Origin of the sequence: Terrabacter sp. GCM10028922 (assembly GCF_042666095.1) — a bacterium.
Taxonomy (GTDB): domain Bacteria; phylum Actinomycetota; class Actinomycetes; order Actinomycetales; family Dermatophilaceae; genus Terrabacter.
Window position 1 is genome coordinate 213,293 of sequence record NZ_JBHTFG010000001.1, and the last position, 22,447, is coordinate 235,739.

The window sequence follows — 22,447 nt, forward strand, 5'->3', positions numbered from 1 at the left end:
TGTCGAATCCGCGGATGTTGGCCCTAGGGTGACGTCCATGGCCCGACGAAGCCCAGCCGCTGGTCCGAAAGTCCTTGCGATCGTGCTCGCCGGCGGTGAAGGCAAGCGGTTGATGCCGCTCACCGCCGACCGGGCCAAACCGGCCGTCCCCTTCGCGGGCATCTACCGGCTCATCGACCTCGCGCTGTCCAACGTCGTCAACTCGGGTTATCTCCAGGTCGTCGTGCTGACGCAATACAAGTCGCACAGCCTCGACGCGCACGTGACGAAGACCTGGCGGATGTCGACGCTGCTCGGCAACTACGTGACGACGGTCCCGGCGCAGCAGCGCGTCGACAAGAACTGGTACCTCGGCAGCGCCGACGCGATCTACCAGAGCCTCAACCTCATGCACGACGAGCGGCCCGACATCGTCGTCGTCGTGGGCGCCGACCACGTGTACCGCATGGACTTCAGCGACATGGTCGAGCAGCACATCGAGTCCGGCGCCGGCTGCACGGTCGCGGCGATCCGGCAGCCCATCTCGTACGCCAACCAGTTCGGCGTCATCGAGGTCGACGACTCCGACCCGTCCAAGATCGCGGCCTTCCTCGAGAAGCCGAACGACCCCAAGGGCCTGCCCGACAACCCCGACGAGATCCTCGCCTCGATGGGCAACTACGTCTTCACCGCATCGGCCCTCGAGGACGCTGTGACGGCCGACCACGAGACGAGCTCGAACCACGACATGGGCGGCGACATCGTGCCCTACTTCGTCGGTCGCGGTGAGGCCGGCGTCTACGACTTCAAGGACAACGAGGTCCCAGGGGCGACTGAGCGCGACCGCGGCTACTGGCGCGACGTGGGGACGATCGAGTCGTACTACGACGCCCACATGGACCTCATCTCGATCCACCCGATCTTCAACCTCTACAACTACGAGTGGCCGATCTACACCCAGCACAGCCCCTACCCGCCGGCGAAGTTCGTCCACGGCAGCGGCGACCGCATCGGTGAGGCGCTCAACTCGGCGGTGTCCCCCGGCGTCGTGGTGTCAGGCGCCCACATCTACTCCTCGGTGCTCTCGCCGCTCGTGCACGTCCACTCTTACGCCAGCATCCAGGGCTCGGTGGTGCTCGACGGCGTGGAGGTGGGTCGCCACGCGCAGATCCGGCGGGCGATCATCGACAAGAACGTCGTCATCCCCGAGGGCTGCCAGATCGGCATCGACCACGAGCACGACCGGGCACGTGGCTTCCACGTCACCGACACGGGCATCGTCGTCGTCGGCAAGGGGCAGACCGTCACACGGTGACGAGGTGTCCTCATGACGAGGCGACCTCGTGGAGTGACGACCGACGCGGGGCGACGTGGGGGCTGGTTCGTCGACCCCACCACGCCTCGTGACATGCTCGGCCGGGAGACCCACCGTGACCGAGACACCGACCGCTGGAGAACGACATGACGGCTGACACGGGAAACCTGACCGACGCGCTGCCCACCCCTGCGAGCGCCTCCGACCCGCGACCGGCGCGCGTCGGCATCCAGATCCCGCCGCAGCACGCGACGTGGGCCCAGATCCGGCAGACCGCTGAGACCCTCGAGGAGATGGGCGTCGACCTGCTGCTCAACTGGGACCACTTCTTCCCGCTCAGCGGTGACCCGGCCGGCCTGCACTTCGAGTGCTGGACGATGCTCGGAGCGTGGGCCGAGTCGACCGAGCGCGTCGAGATCGGCGCCCTCGTGACGTGCAACAGCTACCGCAACCCCAGCCTGCTCGCCGACATGGCTCGCACCGTCGACCACATCAGCGGTGGGCGCCTCGTCCTGGGCATCGGCTCCGGCTGGAAGCAGCTCGACTACGACGAGTACGGCTACGAGTTCGGTACTGCGGGTGGCCGACTCGACGACCTGGCCCGCGACCTGCCGATCATCCGCGATCGCTGGACCCGTCTCAACCCGCCCCCGACTCGCGACATCCCGATCCTCATCGGCGGCGGCGGCGAGAAGAAGACGCTCCGGATCGTCGCCGAGCACGCGAACATCTGGCACGGCTTCGGCGGCCCCGGGGAGATCGCGCACAAGCACCGCGTCCTCGACGAGTGGTGCGCGCGACGAGGGCGCGACCCGCTCGAGATCGAGCGCTCGGCCGGCGTCGCCTTCGTGCCCGGCCGCAACCCCGACCAGAGCGGCGACTACGCCGGCAACGCGCAGGAGCTGCACGACATCGGGACCCGACTGTTCACCGCGAGCGTCGCGGCGGCGAAGCCGGACCTCGCGCGTGTCCGTGACCTGGTCCAGTGGCGCGACGAGGTCAACGCGCCACCGGCCACATCCTGACGGACGTCACGGGCCGGATGCCGGATGGCGCCGCGCCCGCGACGGCCTGCTCATTACCCTGACACGGTGACCGCAGCGAACACCGACGGAACGGACATCCAGACCCTCAGCGTGACGGTGACGGGTCGCGACCGTCCGGGAGTCACCGGAACGCTGCTCGGTGCCCTCTCCGGCGTCGACGCCGAGGTGCTCGACATCCAGCAGGTCGTCGTGCACGGGCACCTCACCCTGACGATCCTGCTGCGACCCGGTCCCCACGTCGACCAGCTGCGAGACGCGGCTGCCGTCGCCGCCCACCGCCTCGGTCTCACCCTCACGGTCGTCGAGGGCACCGGCGTCAACGCCCGCCCGCGCCAGGGTCGCGCCGCCGTCGTCGTCCTCGGGGCGCCGCTGAGCGCCGACGCCGTCTCGCTCGTCACGACCCGGATCGCCGACCACGGAGCCAACATCGACCGCATCCGACGGCTCTCGCACTACCCGGTCACGACCGTCGAGTTCGACATCTCCGGTGCCGACGTGCCGTCGCTGCGCACGGAGCTGGCGCTCGTCGCCACCTCCGAGGGCATCGACATCGCCGTCGCTCCGGGCGGTCTGGCCCGCCGGGGCCGGCGACTGGTCGTCCTGGACGTCGACTCGACGCTCATCCAGCAGGAGGTCATCGAGCTGCTCGCGGGCCACTGCGGTCGCGAGGCCGAGGTCGCCGAGGTCACGGCGCGCGCCATGGCGGGTGAGCTCGACTTCGAGGAGTCCCTGCGAGCCCGCGTGGCCACCCTCGCCGGCCTGCCGGCATCCGTCCTCGACGACGTGCGCGAGGCCGTCCAGCTGACCCCGGGAGCGCGCACGCTCGTGCGCACCCTCAAGCGGCTCGGTTTCACGGTCGGCCTCGTCAGTGGCGGGTTCATCGAGATCGTCGGCGAGCTGGCCGAGGACCTCGGGATCGACCACGCCCGCGCCAACCGCCTCGAGATCGTGGACGGCGTGCTCACCGGGCGCGTCGTCGGCGAGGTCGTCGACCGTGCCGGCAAGGCGCGTGCGCTCCGTGAGTTCGCCGAGCAGGAGGGGCTGCCGCTCAGCCGGACGGTCGCGATCGGCGACGGCGCCAACGACCTCGACATGCTCGACGCCGCCGGGCTCGGAGTCGCCTTCAACGCCAAGCCGCTCGTACAGGAGAAGGCCCAGACATCGGTCAACGTGCCCTACCTCGACGCCGTGCTGTACCTGCTCGGCATCTCACGCGAGGAGATCGAGGAGGCCGATCTGGGTGACGGCACGCCGACCCACGCTCCTCCCGTCCCGCACGCCGGTCACTAGGCTGGCGCGATGCAGACCGTGGCCACTGCGTCCGCAGCCCCGAACCCGGACGGCGTCCGTCGCACGCTGCTCATCATCGGCGGCGCCGAGGACCGGATCGGGAGGTCCGTCGTCCTCAAGCGTTTCGTGAAGCTCGCAGGAGGCCGTCGCTCGCACATCGTCGTCGTCCCGACCGCGTCGTCGTTCGCCGAGGAGGTCTCCGAGGCCTACCGCGACGTCTTCACGCGCCTGCGCGGCGGCGACGTCTCGATCGTGCACCCGCTCACGCGTCGGGATGCCAACGACCCGGCAATGGTCGAGACGCTCGACACGGCCACGGGGGTCTTCATCACGGGCGGCAGCCAGGTCAAGCTCTCCCAGAACATCGTGGGGACCCCTGTCGGCGACGCGATCGTGCGGGCCTATGGGCGCGGGGCCGTCATCGCCGGCACGTCGGCCGGTGCGTCGATCATGAGCCGCTACATGATCTCGCTGGGCGAGGAGGGCCTGACGCCGCGTCAGCGCGCGAGCCAGATCTCCGCCGGGCTCGGGCTCGTCGAGGACGTCATCATCGACCAGCACTTCGACCAGCGGGGCCGCTACGGCCGCCTCATGTCGATGGTCGCGGTGTCGCCGAACCTCCTCGGCATGGGCATCGACGAGAACACCGCGGCCGAGATCCGCAACGGCCGGGTCATGTCGGTCATCGGGGCCGGCGCGATCTTCCTCGTCAACGCGCGCAACGCGATCACCGACGCGCCCGACGCCCGCCGCGGGGCGCCGCTCCTCGTTTCTGGAGCGGTCGTGCACTCATTGCCCACGGGCAGTACGTTCGACCTGGACCACGTCGAGCTGACCGCGTTCGTCGAACGTCACCCCGACATCGAGGGTGCGGTCGTGCCGGCGAAGGTCCGGGCGGCGCGCTCGTCGACGAGCAGCGCCGCTCACTGAGTCCCGTTCATCCCACCCAGAAGCCAGGTGGTCCCGGGTATGCCGTCACGGCACGTCCCGCGCGACCCCGAGGAGGAGATCCATGGCCGTCGAGGTACCCACACCCACAGGCCCTGCACGACCGGACCTGAAGATCCTCGAGACCCGGATCTACCGTGGACCCAACATCTGGTCCTACCAGCAGGCCATCCACCTCGTCGTCGACCTCGGCAGCCTCGAGGAGTACCCGACGGTGTCCCTGCCGGGCTTCACGGACCGGCTCGTCGAGCTGGTCCCGGGGCTCGAGCGCCACACGTGCTCGCTCGGCCGACGGGGCGGCTTCGTCGAGCGGCTGCGCGAGGGCACTTGGCTCGGGCACGTCACCGAGCACGTCGCGCTGCAGCTGCAGACCCTCGCCGGTCACGACTCGCGTCGCGGCAAGACGCGCGCCGTCAAGGGCAGGTCGGGGCAGTACAACGTCATCTACAGCTACACCGACGAGACCGTCGGCGTCGCGGCCGGCAAGCTCGCGGTGCGCCTCATCAACCACCTCGTCGAGCCGGAGGACGGCTTCGACTTCGAGACGGAGTTCAACGCCTTTCTCCGGCAGGCCGACCGCGTCGCGTTCGGCCCGTCGACCGCGGCGATCCTGGAGGAGGCCGCTTCACGCGACATCCCCTTCATCCGCCTCAACTCCGCGTCCCTCGTCCAGCTCGGCCAGGGCGTCCACGCACAGCGCATCCGCGCCACGATGACCTCCCGGACCGGCGCTCTCGCGGTCGACATCGCGAGCGACAAGGACCTCACGACAAAGCTGCTCGGCTCGGCGGGCCTGCCCGTGCCGAAGCAGGAGGCGGTCCGCACGCTGCGAGGGACCCTCGAGGCGGCCCGCCGGATCGGCTTCCCCGTCGTCATCAAGCCGCTCGACGGCAACCACGGACGCGGCGTCTGCCTCAACCTGCAGAGCGACGAGGAGGTCGAGAAGGCCTACGACATCGCCAAGGCCGAGTCGCGCCGCGGCACGATCATCGTCGAGTCCTTCGTGACCGGGCGCGACTACCGGTGCCTCATCGTCGGCGGCCGCATGCAGGCCATCGCCGAGCGCGTGCCCGCACACGTCGTCGGCGACGGCAGCCACACCGTCGGCGAGCTCGTCGAGATCACGAACGCCGACCCGAGGCGTGGCGTGGGACACGAGAAGGTGCTGACCAAGATCAAGGTCGACGCCAACGCCCTCGAGATCCTCGCCGGCCAGGGTCACACGCTCGAGTCGGTTCCGCCCGAGGGCGAGATGGTCAAGCTGGCCCTCACCGGCAACATGTCGACCGGCGGCATCTCCATCGACCGCACCTTCGACGCGCATCCCGACAACGTCGAGATCGCCGAGGAGGCCGCCCGCATCGTCGGACTCGACGTCGCAGGCATCGACTTCATCTGCCCGGACATCACCTACCCGGTCCGCGAGACCGGCGGCGCGATCTGCGAGGTCAACGCCGCGCCGGGCTTCCGCATGCACACCCACCCCACGGTCGGCGAGCCGCAGTTCATCGCCAAGCCCGTCGTCGACCTGCTCTTCCCGCCCGGCGCGCAGTCGCGGGTGCCGATCGTCGCCGTCACGGGCACGAACGGCAAGACGACGACGTCGCGGATGATCGCCCACATCTTCAAGGGTCTCGGCCGCAAGGTCGGCATGACGTCGACCGACGGCGTCGTCATCGACGAGCGCCTCGTCATCAAGGCGGACGCCTCTGGGCCCCGGTCGGCGCGCATGGTGCTGCAGAACCCTCGCGTCGACTTCGCCGTCATGGAGGTCGCCCGCGGCGGCATACTCCGCGAAGGGCTCGGCTACGACCGCAACGACATCGCCGTCGTGACCAATGTCGCTCCGGACCACCTGGGGCTCAAGGGAATCGACACGCTGCGCCAGCTGGCCGACGTGAAGGCGGTCATCGTCGAGGCCGTGCCGCGCGACGGCTTCGCGGTCCTCAACGCCGACGACCCCCACGTACGCAACATGCGCCGCCGCTGCTCCGGCGGCATCGTCTGGTTCTCGATGTCGGAGCCCGGCAGCGAGGTGCGCGAGTTCGTCGACGACTACTGCCGCCGCGGCGGGCGCGCCGTCGTGCTCGAGCCGAGCGACCGTGGCGAGATGATCGTCATCAAGCACGGGCGACGGAGCATGCAGCTCGCCTGGACGCACCTGCTGCCGTCCACCTTCGGCGGCGCGGCGCGCTTCAACGTCGCCAACGCGCTCGCAGCAGCCGGGGCGGCGTTCGCGGCCGGGGCTCCGCTGCACGACATCCGCCAGGGTCTGCGCACGTTCGCGACGACGTACTACCTCTCCCCCGGACGCCTCAACCTCGTCCACGTCGGCAACGCCGACGTCTTCGTCGACTACTGCCACAACGCTGCGGGCATGAAGGAGCTCGGGGCATTCGTCGACCGGTATGCGGCGCAGAAGCAGGGCCAGTCCGATCTCGCCAAGACCTCGCGCATCGGCATGATCGGCGCCGCCGGCGACCGCCGTGACGACGACATGCGTGAGCTCGGCGCCGTCGCGGCCCAGCACTTCGACGTCCTCGTCGTGCGTGAGGACGAACGCCTGCGCGGGCGGAAGCCCGGTGCGACCGCAGAGCTGGTCGCCGAGGGCGCGCGCGAGGCCATGAGGGATGGGGCGCGCTGCCGCCAGGTCGAGATCGTCCTCGACGAGCTCGAGGCGACGCGCCACGTCCTGGCCCGGACCAACCCCGGTGATCTCGTCGTCATGTGTGTCGACCAGCATGCGATGGTCGTCGCCGAGCTCGAGGAGCGCACGAAGCACGCCCAGGCCGGCTCCCGCATCGGCGCGCCGGGGGTGGCGACGAGCGACCCGGACCTCGACCCGAGCACGCTGACCGAGACGGCAGAGGCCGAGGGCGACGAGGCCGAGGGCGAGGCCCTGGGCGCCGTGCCCTCGGATGCGCAGTCCGGGCGGACCGACGACACCGCCATCTGAGTCGAGTGGGCACTTCGCACCCGGGTCCCGGCGGGTGCAAAGTGCCCACTCGACGTGATCACCCAGTCGAGTGGGCAGTTCGCACCGGCCTCGGGGTGGTGCAAAGTGCCCACTCGACGTGATCACCCAGTCGAGTGGGCACTTCGTTCGCACCGGCCTCGGGGTGGTGCAAAGTGCCCACTCGACGTGATCACCCGGTCGAGTGGGCACTTTCACCCGTGGTCACTCGGTGGCGGGGGCCAGCTCGTCGGCGTACGTGCGTAGGGCACGACGGTAGGACTGCGTGTCGACGTCGGTCGTCGCCTCGAGGGTCGCGCGGATGAGGTCGGCGACGGCCTGACGCTCCTCACCGAGATCGGCCTGCACCAGAGCACGCAGCATGAGGGCGGCGGTGTTGTGCGGCCGCGCCTCGAGCACGTCGGCGATGAGCTGCCGCGCCTCCCCGGCCCGGCCCACGACGCGCAGGCTCGAGGCGAGCTGGAGCTGAGCCCGGTGGCGGTGTGGCTCGCGCAGGCCGGCCGCGAGCGCTTCCTCGTAGAGGCCGATCGCGTCCTGCTCGTCGCCCATCGCGTCCTTGGCGCCCGCCAGCTCGAAGACGAGGCGGGGATCGCCCGGGTGGTCGTCGACGAGCCTCTGCGCAGCGCCGAGGCGGGCCGACTCGTCGTCCATGTCCCACAGCGCGGCGATCTCGGACTCGAGCTCGTGCTCGCCGCGAGCTGCGACCACCTTGCGCCTGATCGCTCGCGCATCGTCGACCTTGCCGCGGTGGTTGCGGATCCAGCCGTCGACCTCGGTGCGCTCGGCGTGGCACATGAGCGCGATGACGTCCCCGTCGTGGGCGTGCGGCACGAGGGCCTCGAAGGACTCGAACTCGGTGTCGTAGCCGGGAACGTCGAGCACGCCGACCTTGTCGAGGCCCTGGCGGAAGAGGCCGAGCAGCTCCTCCGGCTGGCGTCCACGAAGGTAGTGGCGCGCGAGCTTGAGGACGACCTCGTCGGCATCCCGGCCGGCGATCTCACCCATCGCCACGATGGCCTCGTCGGCCCGGTCACCGGCACAGCCGAGGCTCAGGCGAACCGCCCCTCCGGGCGCGGCCAACCCGCGAGACACCTCGAGGAGCGCCTCCAGACCCGCCTCGTTGTGGGCCATGTCCATGATGACGGTGGTCTTGCCGCCACCGTCGAGCGGCAGGGAGTAGGTGTTGAGGCGGCCCCAGTTGTGCTCCGGGTCGGGGGCGAACGTCCGTAGACCTTCGACCACGGCCGAACGCGGCACACCGAGACCGAGCGCGGCCGCCGCACCGGCCAGGGCGTTCGCGATGTTGTTGCGGGACAGGCCGCTCAGCGTCATCGGGACGTCGACGATCTTGACGAGCCGGTCGGGGTCGCCGTTGGGCGAGAGGACGACGATCTCGCCGTCCAGCACGGTGATGCCGCGACCACCGGTGTTGATCGACTCCCACAGCGCGGGCGAGGCGGGGTCGAGGCTGAAGGCCCACGGCTTGGCCTTGATCCCGAAGCGCATGGCCCAGACGCGCGGGTCGTCACCGTTGAGCACGACCCAGCCCTGAGGCTTGGTCACCGTCGTGACGATCGCCTTGACCTCGGCGAGCTGGTCGAGGGTGTCGATGCCCTGGAGCCCGAGGTGGTCGGCACTGACGTTCGTGACGACGCTGACGTCGTTGGCGGTGATTCCCATGCCCTTGAGGAGCATGCCGCCGCGCGCGGTCTCGAGGATGCCGATGTCGAGGCCGGGGGTCTCGAGGACGGCACGGGCACCCGCCGGTCCGGAGAAGTCGCCCTCCTCCTTCGTCTCGCCCATGACGACGACGCCGTCGGTCGAGCTCCATGCGGTCGTCAGGCCGGCCGTCATGCACATGTGGGCCATGAGCCGGGTCGTCGTCGTCTTGCCGTTGGTGCCGGTGACCGAGGCGACCGGCACCTTCGGAGTGATGACGCTCGGACCCGGACCGTCCGGGGCGGCCATGATGACGGCGGCCGCCTCCTCGATGACGTCGTCGGGGCGGCGCGACCGGTCGAGCAGGCCGGCCATCACCGCTCCGAACTGTTCTCCGGCGACGCGGCCCCGCGTGCGGTGCACCCAGGGGAAGGCGAGCACGACGTCCTCGACCGTCTGGCCAGCCCGGACGCGTACGCCGAGGCGGCCGGCGCCGATCTCGGTGCCGACCCGACGGGCCACGTTGCGGATGAGTCGCATCACGAACCGCTGCCGCAGGGCGGTGCCGCGACGCCCGGGACGGGCCGAACGCATGCCGAGCCGTCGAGCCAGCGCCTCGGCCTCGGTTCGCTTGAGATCGAGGAAGCCGGGCAGGTGGAGGATCACCTTGATCGCCGGGCGCGAGAAGTAGAGGTTGGGCCCGTCGAGCACCCGGACCTCCTCGACCCGGACCGGCGGTACCGTCTCGATGTCGGTCGTCGTCAGCGTGCTGGACTCGGTCCCGGCGTCAGGCATGGGCAGGACTCTAGCGAGACGAGCAGTGGTCTGCGTGCGGTCACTGCCCCATGGCGTGGACGCCGCCGTCGACGTGCACGATCTCGCCCGTCGTGGCCGGGAACCAGTCGGAGAGGAGCGCCGCGCAGGCCTTCGCCGCCGGCACCGGGTCGTTGACGTCCCAGCCGAGGGGGGCCCGCTCGTCCCAGATCTTCTCGAACTGCTCGAAGCCAGGGATCGACTTCGCGGCGGTCGTGCGGATCGGGCCGGCCGCGACGAGGTTGCACCGCACGTCCTTGGACCCGAGGTCGCGGGCGAGGTAGCGGTTCGTCGACTCGAACGCCGCCTTGGCGACGCCCATCCAGTCGTAGACCGGCCACGCGAACTTCGCGTCGAAGGTGAGCCCCACAACGCTCCCGCCGTCAGGCATGAGGGGCAGCGTCGCGGCGGCGAGGGACTTGAGGCTGTACGCCGAGATCTGCAGCGCCGTCGACACGTCCTCCCAGGTGCCCTCCATGAAGTTGAACGCACCCTGCGGTGCGAAGCCGATGGAGTGCAGCACGCCGTCGAGACCGTCGACGTGCTCGCGCAGGCGCTCGGCAAGCGTGTCGAGGTGCTCCTGGTTCGCCACGTCGAGCTCGATGACCGCGGGCGTCTCGGGCAGGCGCTTGGCGATGGTCTGGGTGATCTTCATCGTACGGCCGAAGGAGGTGAGCACGACCGTGGCGCCCTCCTGCTGTGCGATCTTCGCGACGTGGAACGCGATCGAGCTGTCCATGAGGACGCCGGTGATGAGGAGCTTCTTGCCTTCGAGGATTCCCATGCCTGCGACTTTCTCGTGTGGGTGGGGATGCTTGCTGCGCAAGGAGGTTGACGGCATACGGCCGTATGCCGTGTGGTGGGCTCAGTGGCCCATGCCGAGCCCGCCGTCGACGGGGATCACCGCGCCCGAGATGTAGCCGGCGTCGTCGCTCGCGACGAACCGCACGACCGACGCGACCTCCTCGGGTGTGGCGAAGCGGCCCGCCGGGATGCTGGAGAGGTACGCCTTCCTCTGGTCCTCGGGCAGCACCGCGGTCATCTCGGTGTCGATGAAGCCGGGTGCCACGACGTTCGCGGTGATCCCGCGTCCGCCCAGCTCGCGCGTGATGGAGCGGGCGAGGCCGACGAGGCCCGACTTCGACGCCGCGTAGTTCGTCTGACCCGGCGAGCCGTAGAGGCCGACGACGCTGGAGATGAGGACGATCCGGCCACGGCGCTTGCGGATCATGCCGGTGGCGGCGCGTCGGGCGCAGCGGAACGCGCCGGCCAGGTTGGTGTCGATGACGGAGTCGAACTCCTCGTCGCTCATCCGCATGAGGAGGGTGTCCTTGGTGATGCCGGCGTTGGCGACGAGCACCTCAACCGGCCCGCCGAAGATCTCCTCGGCCTCCTTGAAGGCCGCGTCGACGGAGGCCGAGTCGGTGACCTCGCACTTGACGCCGCGCAGGCCCTCCGGTGGCTCGCCGGAACGGTGGGTGATGACGACGTTGTCGCCGGCCTCGGCAAAGGCCCGGGCGATCGCCAGGCCGATGCCGCGGTTGCCACCTGTGACCAGCACGTTGCGCTGCTCGCTCGTTGCCACCTTGCGTTCCTCCATCCCTCCGGCGGTGCCGGGCTGTCGGTGCCTGCCCCGAAACCTAACGGACTACCGAGGGGTACACAGAACCGTGTCGCCGCGCCGGACGCCGGCCAACACCCCGATCCGGCGTCGTCGAAGAGCTGGCCACACCGCACACCCAAGGCTGGACAACGCTGTACTGCCAAGGCTGACGCAGGCCTAAGGTGGAGGTGTGGCAAGACCGAAGAACCAACCCGTCGTCTACAGCGTCACCTCGGCGGCGACGTCGACCACGGACGACCAGGACCAGCGGGTCAGGCGCTACCTGACCATGATGGGCATCCGCGTCGTGTGCTTCGGTCTCGTCTTCGTGACCACCGGCTGGATGCGCTGGGCGGCGATCATCGGGGCCGTCGTGATCCCGTACTTCGCCGTGGTCATCGCCAACGCGGTCCGGCCGAGCCAGGTGGGGAGCATCCAGGCCGTCACACCTGCGCCCGACGAGACCCACCGCATCGACCAGTGAGCCAAGCGAGCAGGGCCCACACCGAGCACATCTGCAGCGCCAAGGGCTGTCGCCGGTATGCAGCCCACGCCGTCATCTGGCGCAATCCGAAGCTGCACACCGCCGACCGGCGCAAGGTGTGGCTCGCGTGTGACGACCACCAGAAGTCGCTCGCCGACTTCGTCGCCCTGCGCGGCTTCCTCATCGAGGTCATCCCCGTCGAGTCGCTCACCGACGCCGACGGCTGAGGCCGTTGATCGATTGAAGCCGTCAGCCGCCGATGGCGGACATGGGTCGGTCGGGCTGGACGAAGTCAGGCTCGCCGATGCCGTGCCCGCGACGCTTGCGCCACATCTCACCGCGCATGAGGTCGAGCAGCTCGTCGTCGGTGGCGCCGGCTCGCATCGGGCCGCGCAGGTCCGTCTCGGTGTTGGAGAAGAGGCAGTTGCGCACCTGGCCGTCGGCGGTGAGCCGGGTGCGGTCGCAGGCGGCACAGAACGGGGACGAGACGCTCGCGATGATGCCGACGGTCTGAGGGCCGCCGTCGACGAGGAACCGCTCGGCAGGTGCACTCCCTCGCTCAGCAGCGGGGAGCGGCGTCAGCTCCCAGCGCCGGGACAGTCGCTCGCGGATCTCGTCTGCGGTGATCATGTCGCTGCGGTCCCAGGCGTGCTGCGCGTCGAGCGGCATCTGCTCGATGAAGCGCAGCTCGTAGCCGCGCTCGAGGCACCAGGCGAGCACGTCGGCAACCGACTCGTCGTTGATGCCGCGCATCGCCACGGCGTTGACCTTGACAGGGGTCAGCCCTGCGTCGGCGGCAGCCCGCAGGCCCGACTCGACATCGGCGAGGCGGTCGCGACGGGTCAGCTGCGTGAACGTCTCGGAGTCGATGGTGTCGAGGCTGACGTTCACCCGGTCGAGCCCGGCGGCTTTGAGGCCGCGGGCCACCCGCTCGAGGCCGACGCCGTTGGTCGTCATCGCGATCCTGGGCCGCGGCTCGAGCGCGGCGATGCCCGCCACGAGGTCGACCAGCGACCTGCGCAGCAGCGGCTCTCCACCGGTGAGCCGCACCTGCGTCACGCCGTCGCGCACGAAGAGGCCGATGAGCCGGAGCATCTCCTCGTCGGTGAGCATCTCCGCCTTGGGCAGCCACGGCAGACCCTCGGCCGGCATGCAGTACGTGCAGCGCAGGTTGCAGCGGTCGGTCACCGAGACGCGCAGGTCACGCGCCGCTCGACCGAACTGGTCGACCAGGCCGGCCGGTCGCACGCTCGGGTCGGGAAGGCGGGTCATGGACTCCACTCTAAGCCGGGTACCGTCGATCCGTGCTTCGACTCTGGCTGACGCGGCGCTGGCTGCTCGGGACCCTGGTCGCGGTCCTCTTCGCGGTGGCCTGCTTCTACCTCGGCCTGTGGCAGTGGCACCGCCACGTCGAACAGCGCACGAAGGTCGAGGCCATCGCACGCAACTACGACGCAGCACCCGTGCCCCTCAGCCCACGACTCGTCGACGCTCCCCTGGCTGCTGAGCAGCAGTGGACCCGGGTCACCCTCACCGGCACGTATGCGGTCGGCCCCGACCTGCTCGTGCGCAACCGCACGCTCGACCAGACGGTCGGCTTCGAGGTTCTGTCGCCGTTCCAGACGGACGACCTGACGCTGCTGGTCGACCGCGGCTGGGTGCCCAACGCCGACGACGCCGAGACCGTGCCGGCCGTCGACCCGCCGCCCCAGGGACAGGTCCGGCTGACCGGCTGGCTCCGCACGGGCGAGGTGAGCCTCGGACGGGACCTGCCCCGGCCGCAGCTGGCGAGCACCAACGTCGACGATGCGCGGGCCCAGGTGCCCGGGCTCAGCGAGGTGGACGCGTACGTCGTGCTTGGGGCACAGCAGCCCCCCGTCACTGCGGGCGCGCACCCGCTCCGCACGCTCCCCCGGCCCGAGGAGGATCTCGGACCACACCAGGCGTACGCGTACCAGTGGTGGCTCTTCCTGCCGGGTGGCCTCATCTTCGTGATCATCGCGATGCGGCGCGAGCTGCAGGCCCTGACCGCACCGGCAAACGGCGCGGCAGCCCCCGCGAGAGCCAAGAAGGTACGTATCTGGGACGAGGAGGACGTCTGAGCGCAGACGAGCCCTAGGCCCCTAGGCTCGGCCCGTGCCGACGTTCAGGATCGAGACGCTCGTCGCGGCGGCGCCCGACGCGTCCTTCGAGCTGTCCCTGTCCGTCGACGCGCACGCCGCGTCCATGCTCACGTCGTCCGAGCGTCCGATCGCCGGGGTCACGACCGGCACCATGCAGCTCGGCGACACGGTGACGTGGCAGGCCCGGCACTTCGGGATCCCGTTTCGGATGACGTCGGTCATCGCCGAGCATGACCGGCCCCGACGGTTCGTCGACGAACAGGTCCGGGGTCCCTTCGGCCGCTGGTGGCACGAGCACACGTTCACGGCCACACCTGACGGCGGCACGCTCCTGGTCGACACCGTGCGCTACCGGGCGCCCCTCGGACCGCTCGGGACCCTCGCCGAACGACTTGTCCTCGACCGCTACCTTCGGCAGCTCATCCGGCAGCGGAACGCCTGGCTCAAGGCCGAGCTCGAGTCGGACCGCTGAGCTTCACCCCACCGGTTGCGACCGGCGCGATCCGACCCACGCGCTCAGACGTGGTCGAGCGCGGTCGCGGTGACGCCCGGGTCGACATCGTCGCGGCGCTCCGTGGCGTGGCGTGGATCGGCGAGAGCCCCGTTGGCACCTCGCTCGATCGCCTGCTCGTCGAACTGGGTCGCGTGGAGGTCCGCGTAGAGCCCGCCGGCAGCGAGCAGCTCGGCGTGGCGGCCTGTCTCGACGACGCGACCATGGTCGAGCACCACGATGAGGTCGGCCTGGCGGATCGTCGACAGGCGGTGCGCGATGACGATGGACGTGCGCCCCTCGAGCGCGGCGTCGAGCGCCCGCTGGACCGCGACCTCGGACTCCGAGTCGAGGTGGGCGGTGGCCTCGTCGAGCACGACGACGTCGGGAGCCTTCAGCAGCAGTCGCGCGATGGCGATGCGCTGCTTCTCGCCGCCGCTCAGCCGGTGCCCACGGTCGCCGACGACGGTGTCGAGGCCCTCGGGCAGCTCGTCGACGAGGTCGCTGATCTGGGCCGCGCGCAGGGCCGCGTCGATCTGGTCGTCGGTGGCGTCGGGACGGGCGTAGAGCAGGTTGGCGCGGATCGTGTCGTGGAAGAGGTGTGCCTCCTGGGTGACGACGCCGACTCGGGCCCGCAGCGTCGTCATCGTCGCGTCGCGCAGGTCGACGCCGCCGATGCGCACGGCTCCCTCGCTCGGGTCGTAGAGCCGTGACACGAGGGCGGTCAGCGTCGTCTTGCCGGCGCCCGAGGGGCCGACGAGCGCCACCAGGTGGCCGGCGGGAACGCTGACCGAGATGTCGTGGAGCACGACTCCGCTCCCGCGGCGGTCGCCTGAGGCGACGGACTCGAGCGATGCGAGCGACACCTCGTCGGCGGAGGGGTAGCGGAACGAGACATGGTCGAGCTCGACGCCGAGCGGTCCGCGCGGGAGGGCGACGGCGCCCGGACGCTCCTTGACCAGGGGCTCGAGGTCGAGCACCTCGAAGACCCGCTCGAAGGAGATGAGGGCGGTCATGATGTCGACGCGCACGTTGGACAGCGAGGTGAGCGGGCCGTAGAGCCGGGCGAGCAGGGCGGCCAGCGCGAGGAGCGTGCCGACGGAGAGACTGCCGCTGACGGCCATGACGCCACCGAAGCCGTAGACCATGGCGGTGGCGAGGGCGGCGACGACGGTCAGGGCGGTCATGAACACCGTGCGGTTGAGGGCGATCTGGACGCCGATGTCGCGGACGCGGCCGGCACGCTCGGCGTACTCGGCCTCCTCGCGCGCAGGGGTGCCGAAGAGCTTGACGAGCAGGGCACCCGCGACGTTGAAACGCTCGGTCATGCGGGTGCCCATGTCGGCGTTGAGCGTCATCTGCCGGTGCGCCAGCTCGGCCAGCCGACGGCCCATGAGCTTGGCCGGGACGAGGAAGAGCGGCACGAGCAGCAGCGAGCCGAGGGTCAGCTGCCAGGACAGGGCGAGCATGGCGCCGACGACGAGCACGACGGAGACGATGTTGGACACGACGTTGGACAGCACCGACGTGAAGGCCTGCTGCGCGCCGACGACATCGCTGTTGAGCCGCGACACGAGCGACCCCGTCTGGGCGCGAGTGAAGAAGGCGATCGGCTGGCGCAGGACGTGCGCGAACACCTGGGTGCGCAGGTCGTTGATGAGGCCCTCGCCGATGCGCGAGGAGTACCACCGCGACACGACCGTGAGGAGCGCGTCGAGCAGTGCGATCACGGCCACGAGCAGGGCGAGCCGCACGACGACCGACGAGTCCTTGGGGATGACTCCGTCGTCCACGAGGCTCTTGAGCAGCAGCGGCACGGTGACCACGAGCACCGAGTCGAGGACGACGACGGCGAGGAAGACGACGATCGCCTTCTTGTACGGCGCGGCGTACATCAGGACCCGACGGCGCGTGCCCGGTCGGAGGCTCTGGTCGGCCACGGAGGAGTCGCGCGACATCGACCGCATTGCCATCCACGGTTGCATACCCACAGTCCAGACCTCCTGTCCTCCCTCCATCCAACCGCGCGGTGGTGACAGCGATTCCCGGCGCCTCGTCGGGCACGGTTGCCCGGCTCCGTATGCCGGGTGGCACCTCAGGCGCCGAACCCGCCCAGCATCGCCTGAAGCAGGCCCGTCTGGGCCTCGCGCTCACGCCGGAGCTGGGCCTCACGGTCACCCTCGAGGGCGCCTCGCAGGAGCGGCTTGAGCGCGCGCAACGCTGGAGCGGGCGCAGCGAGCAGCGCCTCGACGAGCGAGCCCGTCGCCTCCCGGAGGTCGGCAGCCGGCGCGAGCGACCCGACCAGGCCGATGCTGAGCGCCTCTGGCGCGGACACCTTGCGGCCGGTGGCGCAGATCTCGAGCGCCCGGGCGTAGCCGACGAGGTGGACGAGCGGGCCGGTGCCGCCGAGGTCGGGCACGAGCCCCAGGCCGGTCTCGCGCATCGCGAACCACGCGTCCAGCGCGGCGAGGCGCAGGTCTGCGGCGAGCGCGAGCTGGAAGCCCGCTCCGATGGCATACCCGTGCACCTCGGCGACGACGACCGCGGGACACCCGCCCCAGCTGGTGAAACCCTCCTGGTAGGACGCGATGGCACGCTGGATCGCCTCCGGGCCACCTCCGGCGAGCTGCGCCATGCTCTCCTCCCCCGGCACGCCGTCGGGCGTGAACATCGCGGTGTCGATGCCGGCCGAGAAGGCGTCACCCGCCCCGCGGAGGACGACGACGCGTACGTCCTCGGGCACAGAGCGCGCCTCGTCGGCGAGTGCCGCCCACAGCGACGGAGTCTGCGCGTTGCGCTTCTCCGGGTGGTCGAGCGTGATGGTGCGGACAGGTCCGTCGGTCTCGACTCTCAGGTGGGGATGCGTCATGGACGCAGGTTACCGACCGGTCACCTCAGGCCGCAGCGGCCGTGCGCGCCGGGAGGACGACCCCCAGGATCCCCCAGCCGCTGACCGAGGCCGGCTGCACGAGCTCCACCCGGAACACGCGTGCACAGTCCAGGCACGACCACGCGGAGGTCGGGTCCGGGAACGGCGTCACGTCGTCGCCCGAGCAGAACGGGCAACGCAGGTGGTGGTCGGTCGGCATGACACACAGTGTGCCGAAACACCCCGCCTGATTCAATAACTTTCCATCATGTGACCCAAAACGTGGGCTTATGCGACCGTTGCCATCAGCGGAGTCGTCACGCCAGCGTGATCAGGTCCTTGTAGTCCGGGCCCCAGAGGTCCTCCACACCGTCGGGCAGCAGCAGGATGCGCTCGGGCTCGAGGGCGTCGACGGCCCCCTCGTCGTGCGTGACGAGCACCACCGCACCCTCGTACGTCGCGAGCGCCCCGAGGATCTCGGCGCGTGAGGCGGGGTCGAGGTTGTTCGTCGGCTCGTCGAGCAGGAGCACGTTGGCCGAGGACACGACGAGCATCGCCAACGACAGACGGGTCTTCTCGCCACCGGAGAGGACACCGGCGGGCTTCAGCACGTCGTCGCCGGAGAAGAGGAACGAGCCGAGCACCTTGCGCACGTCGGTCTCGCCGAGGTCGGGCGCAGCCGACTTCATGTTCTCGAGCACCGTACGGTCGACGTCGAGGTTCTCGTGCTCCTGGGCGTAGTACCCGAGCCGCAGGCCATGGCCAGGCTCGACCTCACCCGTGTCGGGGGCGTCGACGCCAGCGAGCATCCGCAGCAGCGTCGTCTTGCCTGCACCGTTGAGCCCGAGGACCACGACCTTGCTCCCGCGGTCGATCGCGAGGTCGACGTCGGTGAAGACCTCGAGCGAGCCGTACGACCGGGACAGCCCCGAGGCGCGCAGTGGCGTCTTGCCGCACGCGGCGGGCTTCGGGAACCGGAGCTTGGCGACCTTGTCCTGGACCCGCTCACCCTCGACACCGGCAAGGAGCCTCTCGGCGCGCTTGGCCATGTTCTGGGCCGCGGTGGCCTTGGTCGCCTTCGCGCGCATCTTGTCGGCCTGGGCGAGCAGGGCACTCGCCTTCTTCTGCGCGTTCTGCAGCTCCCGGCGGCGCCGACGCTCGTCCGTCTCGCGAGACTGGAGGTACGTCTTCCAGTTGACGTTGTAGACGTCGAGCGCCGACCGGTTCGCGTCGAGGTGGTAGACCTTGTTGACGACGGCGTCGAGCATCTCGGCGTCGTGGCTGATGACGATGAGCCCGCCCTTGTAGGAGCGGAGGTACTCCCGCAGCCAGACGATCGAGTCGGCGTCGAGGTGGTTGGTCGGCTCGTCGAGCAGCAGGGTCTCGTTCCCGGAGAAGAGGATCCGCGACAGCTCGACCCGGCGGCGCTGACCGCCGGACAGCGTGCCCAGCGGCTGCGACAGGATGCGCTCGTCCAGCCCGAGGGCGCTCGCGATCGACGCGGCCTCGGACTCGGCGGCATACCCGCCCTGCGCCTCGAACTCGACCTCGAGCCGCGCGTACTTGCGCATGGCCTTGTCGCGCACCTTCTCGTCGTCGCTGCCCATGCGGGCCTCGGCCTCGGAGCGCTCGCGGACGATCGTGTCGAGACCGCGGGCCGAGAGGATGCGATCCCGGGCGAGGATCTCGAGGTCGTCGGTGCGGGGGTCCTGGGGCAGGTAGCCGACGGCGCCCGTACGCGTGACCGTGCCCGCCGCGGGGATGCCCTCGCCGGCGAGCACCTTCGTCAGGGTCGTCTTGCCGGCGCCGTTGCGGCCGACGAGGCCGATGCGGTCTCCCGAGTCGATGCGGAAGCTTGCGTCCTCGACCAGCAGTCGCGCTCCTGCGCGCAGCTCGATCCCGGTGGCGACGATCACGGCATTTCCTCCTTCGGTGCCGCAGTACGTCAGCGGCCGGACAACCCCACCAGTCTAGAAGCCGCGAAGGAGTGCTCTCGACGGGTTGACCAGCGACGACGGCCGAGGGGCAAGATGCGTAACGACGCGGACACATCCATGCCCCAGCATGGGCCCCATGAACAGCCCCCTCCAACCGGGTGAGCCGCTGAGCGCGGAGCACGCTCGGCTCGCCGAGTCATCCGGCCACGACGCACCGTGGCGCCTCTGGGGCCCCTACCTGTCGGGCCGGCAGTGGGGCACGGTGCGCGAGGACTACTCCGCGCAGGGCAACGCCTGGTCGGAGTTCCCGTTCGACCAGGCGGTCTCGCGCGCGTACCGCTGGGGCGAGGACGGCCTCGGCGGCATCAGCGACCGGTTCGGCTTCCTCAACTTCGCCGTCGCGCTGTGGAACGGCAGGGACCCGATCCTCAAGGAGCGCCTCTTCGGCCTGACGAACGAGGAGGGCAACCACGGAGAGGACGCCAAGGAGTACTGGTGGACCCTCGACGGCACGCCGACCCACTCGTGGATGCAGTGGCTGTACCGCTACCCGCAGTCGGAGTTCCCCTACGAGCAGCTGCGCCGCGAGAACCGGGAGCGCACCCGTGACGAGCGGGAGTTCGAGCTCGCCGACACCGGCATCCTCGACCGCAACGAGTTCTTCGACGTCCTGGTGACCTACGCCAAGGCCGGCCCCGACGACATGTGCATCCGGATCACCGCGACGAACCACGGGCCCGAGGCCGCGCCGCTCCACGTCCTGCCGACGATCTGGCTGCGCAACACGTGGTCGTGGGGCGTCGACCCACGGGTCACGGAGCTGCGGGAGATCCGTCGCAACGGCCGGCCGCCGCGTGGCTTCCGGGCCGCCGAGGTGACGCACGGCTTCCTCGGGCGCTACGTGCTCGCCGCGTCCGGCACGCCGACGGCGCTCTTCTGCGACAACGAGACCAACGCGAAGCACCTCTTCGGGGAGCAGGCCCTCGCCAACAAGTCGCTCTACCCGAAGGACTCCATCAACGAGCGTGTCGTGCAGGGCCGCACGAAGGCCGTCAACCCGGGCGGATACGGCAGCAAGTGCTCGTTCTGGTACCGCTGGGACGCCGTCGAGCCCGGCGAGACCGTCACCGTCGACCTTCGGCTCGCCACCGGTGACCCGCACCTGACGTGGTTCGGGGACGCGTTCGAGGAGCTCCTCGCGACGCGCGCCACGGAGGCGGACGAGTTCTACGGCCACGTCATCGACGCCTCGATTGCCGAGACGGACCGGCACGTCGCGCGCCGGGCGTACGCCGGGCTCCTGTGGGGCAAGCAGCTCTACCGCTACGACGTGCGCCAGTGGCTAGAGGGCGACCCCGTGGGCCCCGCGACGCCGGAGTCACGCAAGAGAGGCCGCAACGAGCACTGGAAGCACCTCGCCCTCGCCGACGTCATCTCGATGCCCGACGAGTGGGAGTACCCGTGGTTCGCGGCCTGGGACCTCGCCTTCCACTGCCTGCCGCTGGCGCACGTCGACCCGGAGTTCGCCAAGGAGCAGCTGCTCCTGATGTGCCGCGAGTGGGCCATGGCCCCGAACGGCCAGCTGCCCGCGTACGAGTGGGAGTTCGGCGACGTCAACCCGCCCGTGCATGCGTGGGCGGCCTGGCACGTCTACCGGATCGACGGCTACCGCGACCGCGAGTTCCTCGTGCGGGTCTTCACGAAGCTGCTGCTCAACTTCGCGTGGTGGGTCAACCGCAAGGACGCCAACGGCTCGAACCTCTTCGAGGGCGGCTTCCTCGGCATGGACAACATCGGCCTGTTCAACCGGTCCGCTCCCCTGCCACCCGGATTCCGGCTCGAGCAGAGCGACGCGACGAGCTGGATGGCGTTCTACTGCCAGCAGATGCTCAAGATCGCCCTCGAGCTCGCACGCACCGACAAGGCGTGGGACGACGTCGCGACGAAGTTCCTCGAGCACTTCCTGTCGATCGCGCAGGCGATGCGGCACTTCGGCTCGAGCGACAAGAGCCTCTGGCACGAGGAGGACGGCTTCTACTACGACGTGCTCGTGCAGCCCGACGGCCGTGCGCCGCACATGCGGGTGCGCTCGATGGTCGGCCTGCTGCCGCTCCTCGGCGCGACGGAGATCCCGTCGTGGGTCGTCGACGAGTGCCCCGACGTGACGCGACGCTTCCGTTGGCTCCAGGAGCGCCGGCCCGAGCTCGTCAAGCCGCTGCTCGCGCGCCCGGACGGCAAGATGCTGCTGACCCTCGTGCCGCCGAAGCGGCTGCGGCGCATCCTCGAGCGGATGTTCGACAGCGAGGAGTTCCTGTCGCCGTACGGCATCCGATCGCTGTCGGCGGCCCAGCGCCAGGGCATCACGGCCCGAGTCGGTCACGAGACCGTGTCGATCGAGTACGAACCCGGCGAGTCGCGCACCGGCATGTTCGGCGGCAACTCGAACTGGCGTGGTCCCGTGTGGTTCCCCGTCAACGTGCTGCTCGCCGACAAGCTGCGCACCTACGGCCGCTACTTCGGCGACGACTTCACCATCGAGGTCCCGACCGGCTCCGGCAACTGGTGCACGCTCGACCAGGCGGCCGATGTCATCGACGGAGGGCTGACGGCGCTCTTCCGGCCCGTCGAGGGGCGGCGGCCGTCCGACGGCAAGCGCATCGAGTCCTCCGCCGACCCGCTGTGGTCGCAGCACCCGACGTTCTCCGAGTACTTCGACGGCGACACCGGCGAGGGGCTCGGCGCCACGCACCAGACCGGGTGGACCGCCCTCGTCGCGCATCTGCTCAACCCGCGGCTGCCTCCCGACCCCCGCAGCATGGGCTGGGCCTGAGCGACCCGGCATTCGCCGTGGTGTCGCGTATGCCCGGTGGCGCCCTGTCCGGCAGGGGCGCGGCGTGCCGGGGGCCGGCTCGCGCTC

18 protein-coding genes are annotated in these 22,447 nt (G+C 70.2%); 10 read left to right on the forward strand and 8 right to left on the reverse strand.

The genetic code is table 11. The features are described from left to right. The first annotated feature begins 37 nt into the window (after positions 1 to 37). From glgC to cphA, 5 genes are all read left to right on the forward strand, one after another. Complete coding sequence (gene glgC / locus ACFQU3_RS01005; protein ID WP_385905150.1) at positions 38 to 1,294, forward strand: glucose-1-phosphate adenylyltransferase; 1,257 nt, start codon at positions 38 to 40, stop codon at positions 1,292 to 1,294. Between the two features lie 146 nt (positions 1,295 to 1,440). Next, entirely contained in the window at positions 1,441 to 2,319 is an 879-nt protein-coding gene (locus ACFQU3_RS01010) for an LLM class F420-dependent oxidoreductase (protein WP_385905153.1), read from the forward strand. Between the two features lie 66 nt (positions 2,320 to 2,385). Then, positions 2,386 to 3,630 (forward strand): phosphoserine phosphatase SerB, encoded by a 1,245-nt coding sequence (gene serB, locus ACFQU3_RS01015; protein WP_385905156.1) that lies wholly within the window; start codon positions 2,386 to 2,388, stop codon positions 3,628 to 3,630. 9 nt (positions 3,631 to 3,639) lie between these two features. Beyond that, positions 3,640 to 4,560 (forward strand): cyanophycinase, encoded by a 921-nt coding sequence (locus ACFQU3_RS01020; RefSeq protein ID WP_385905158.1) that lies wholly within the window; start codon positions 3,640 to 3,642, stop codon positions 4,558 to 4,560. Between the two features lie 82 nt (positions 4,561 to 4,642). Beyond that, positions 4,643 to 7,534: a cyanophycin synthetase gene (gene cphA / locus ACFQU3_RS01025; protein WP_385905161.1), complete on the forward strand. Its 2,892-nt coding sequence runs from the start codon at positions 4,643 to 4,645 to the stop codon at positions 7,532 to 7,534. Positions 7,535 to 7,756: 222 nt separating this feature from the next. Here cphA and ACFQU3_RS01030 read toward each other — a convergent pair whose 3' ends face one another. The 3 genes from ACFQU3_RS01030 to ACFQU3_RS01040 form a co-directional block, all read right to left on the reverse strand. Beyond that, positions 7,757 to 10,006, reverse strand: a complete 2,250-nt coding sequence (locus ACFQU3_RS01030) for a tetratricopeptide repeat protein (RefSeq protein WP_385905164.1) — start codon at positions 10,004 to 10,006, stop codon at positions 7,757 to 7,759. Between the two features lie 40 nt (positions 10,007 to 10,046). After that, positions 10,047 to 10,808: an enoyl-ACP reductase FabI gene (fabI, locus tag ACFQU3_RS01035; protein ID WP_385905167.1), complete on the reverse strand. Its 762-nt coding sequence runs from the start codon at positions 10,806 to 10,808 to the stop codon at positions 10,047 to 10,049. Between the two features lie 81 nt (positions 10,809 to 10,889). Next, positions 10,890 to 11,624 (reverse strand): beta-ketoacyl-ACP reductase, encoded by a 735-nt coding sequence (locus ACFQU3_RS01040; protein ID WP_385905169.1) that lies wholly within the window; start codon positions 11,622 to 11,624, stop codon positions 10,890 to 10,892. A gap of 193 nt (positions 11,625 to 11,817) precedes the next feature. Between ACFQU3_RS01040 and ACFQU3_RS01045 the strand changes: the two genes are divergently transcribed. Together ACFQU3_RS01045 and ACFQU3_RS01050 are read left to right on the forward strand one after the other, a co-directional pair. Further along, positions 11,818 to 12,111 carry a DUF3099 domain-containing protein gene (locus ACFQU3_RS01045; protein WP_385905172.1) on the forward strand — a complete coding sequence of 98 codons (294 nt, stop codon included), beginning with the start codon at positions 11,818 to 11,820 and terminating at the stop codon, positions 12,109 to 12,111. Then, on the forward strand, positions 12,108 to 12,338 hold the full coding sequence (locus ACFQU3_RS01050) for a hypothetical protein (protein ID WP_385905175.1): 231 nt from the start codon (positions 12,108 to 12,110) through the stop codon (positions 12,336 to 12,338). Before ACFQU3_RS01045 ends, ACFQU3_RS01050 begins: the two co-directional genes overlap by 4 nt. Before the next feature lie 22 nt (positions 12,339 to 12,360). Here the strand turns inward: ACFQU3_RS01050 and moaA are convergent, their stop codons facing one another. Next, positions 12,361 to 13,383, reverse strand: coding sequence for a GTP 3',8-cyclase MoaA (gene moaA / locus ACFQU3_RS01055; RefSeq protein WP_385905178.1), 1,023 nt, complete (start codon positions 13,381 to 13,383; stop codon positions 12,361 to 12,363). Between the two features lie 32 nt (positions 13,384 to 13,415). On the opposite strand from moaA, the gene ACFQU3_RS01060 reads away from it, so the two are divergent. Beyond that, positions 13,416 to 14,213: an SURF1 family protein gene (locus ACFQU3_RS01060; RefSeq protein ID WP_385905181.1), complete on the forward strand. Its 798-nt coding sequence runs from the start codon at positions 13,416 to 13,418 to the stop codon at positions 14,211 to 14,213. Between the two features lie 34 nt (positions 14,214 to 14,247). Beyond that, positions 14,248 to 14,706, forward strand: coding sequence for an SRPBCC family protein (locus ACFQU3_RS01065; RefSeq protein ID WP_385905184.1), 459 nt, complete (start codon positions 14,248 to 14,250; stop codon positions 14,704 to 14,706). A 44-nt stretch (positions 14,707 to 14,750) separates the two neighbouring features. Here ACFQU3_RS01065 and ACFQU3_RS01070 read toward each other — a convergent pair whose 3' ends face one another. The 4 genes from ACFQU3_RS01070 to ACFQU3_RS01085 all read right to left on the reverse strand — a co-directional run bounded on the left by ACFQU3_RS01070 (position 14,751) and on the right by ACFQU3_RS01085 (position 19,509). After that, entirely contained in the window at positions 14,751 to 16,697 is a 1,947-nt protein-coding gene (locus ACFQU3_RS01070; protein WP_385905187.1) for an ABC transporter ATP-binding protein, read from the reverse strand. A gap of 122 nt (positions 16,698 to 16,819) precedes the next feature. Beyond that, positions 16,820 to 17,593 (reverse strand): enoyl-CoA hydratase/isomerase family protein, encoded by a 774-nt coding sequence (locus ACFQU3_RS01075; RefSeq protein WP_385905190.1) that lies wholly within the window; start codon positions 17,591 to 17,593, stop codon positions 16,820 to 16,822. A 25-nt stretch (positions 17,594 to 17,618) separates the two neighbouring features. Continuing rightward, positions 17,619 to 17,813 carry a hypothetical protein gene (locus ACFQU3_RS01080; protein WP_385905193.1) on the reverse strand — a complete coding sequence of 65 codons (195 nt, stop codon included), beginning with the start codon at positions 17,811 to 17,813 and terminating at the stop codon, positions 17,619 to 17,621. A 97-nt stretch (positions 17,814 to 17,910) separates the two neighbouring features. Then, positions 17,911 to 19,509, reverse strand: coding sequence for an ABC-F family ATP-binding cassette domain-containing protein (locus tag ACFQU3_RS01085; RefSeq protein WP_385905196.1), 1,599 nt, complete (start codon positions 19,507 to 19,509; stop codon positions 17,911 to 17,913). A 157-nt stretch (positions 19,510 to 19,666) separates the two neighbouring features. On the opposite strand from ACFQU3_RS01085, the gene ACFQU3_RS01090 reads away from it, so the two are divergent. After that, entirely contained in the window at positions 19,667 to 22,360 is a 2,694-nt protein-coding gene (locus ACFQU3_RS01090; protein ID WP_385905199.1) for a glucosidase, read from the forward strand. The last annotated feature ends 87 nt before the right edge of the window (positions 22,361 to 22,447 follow it).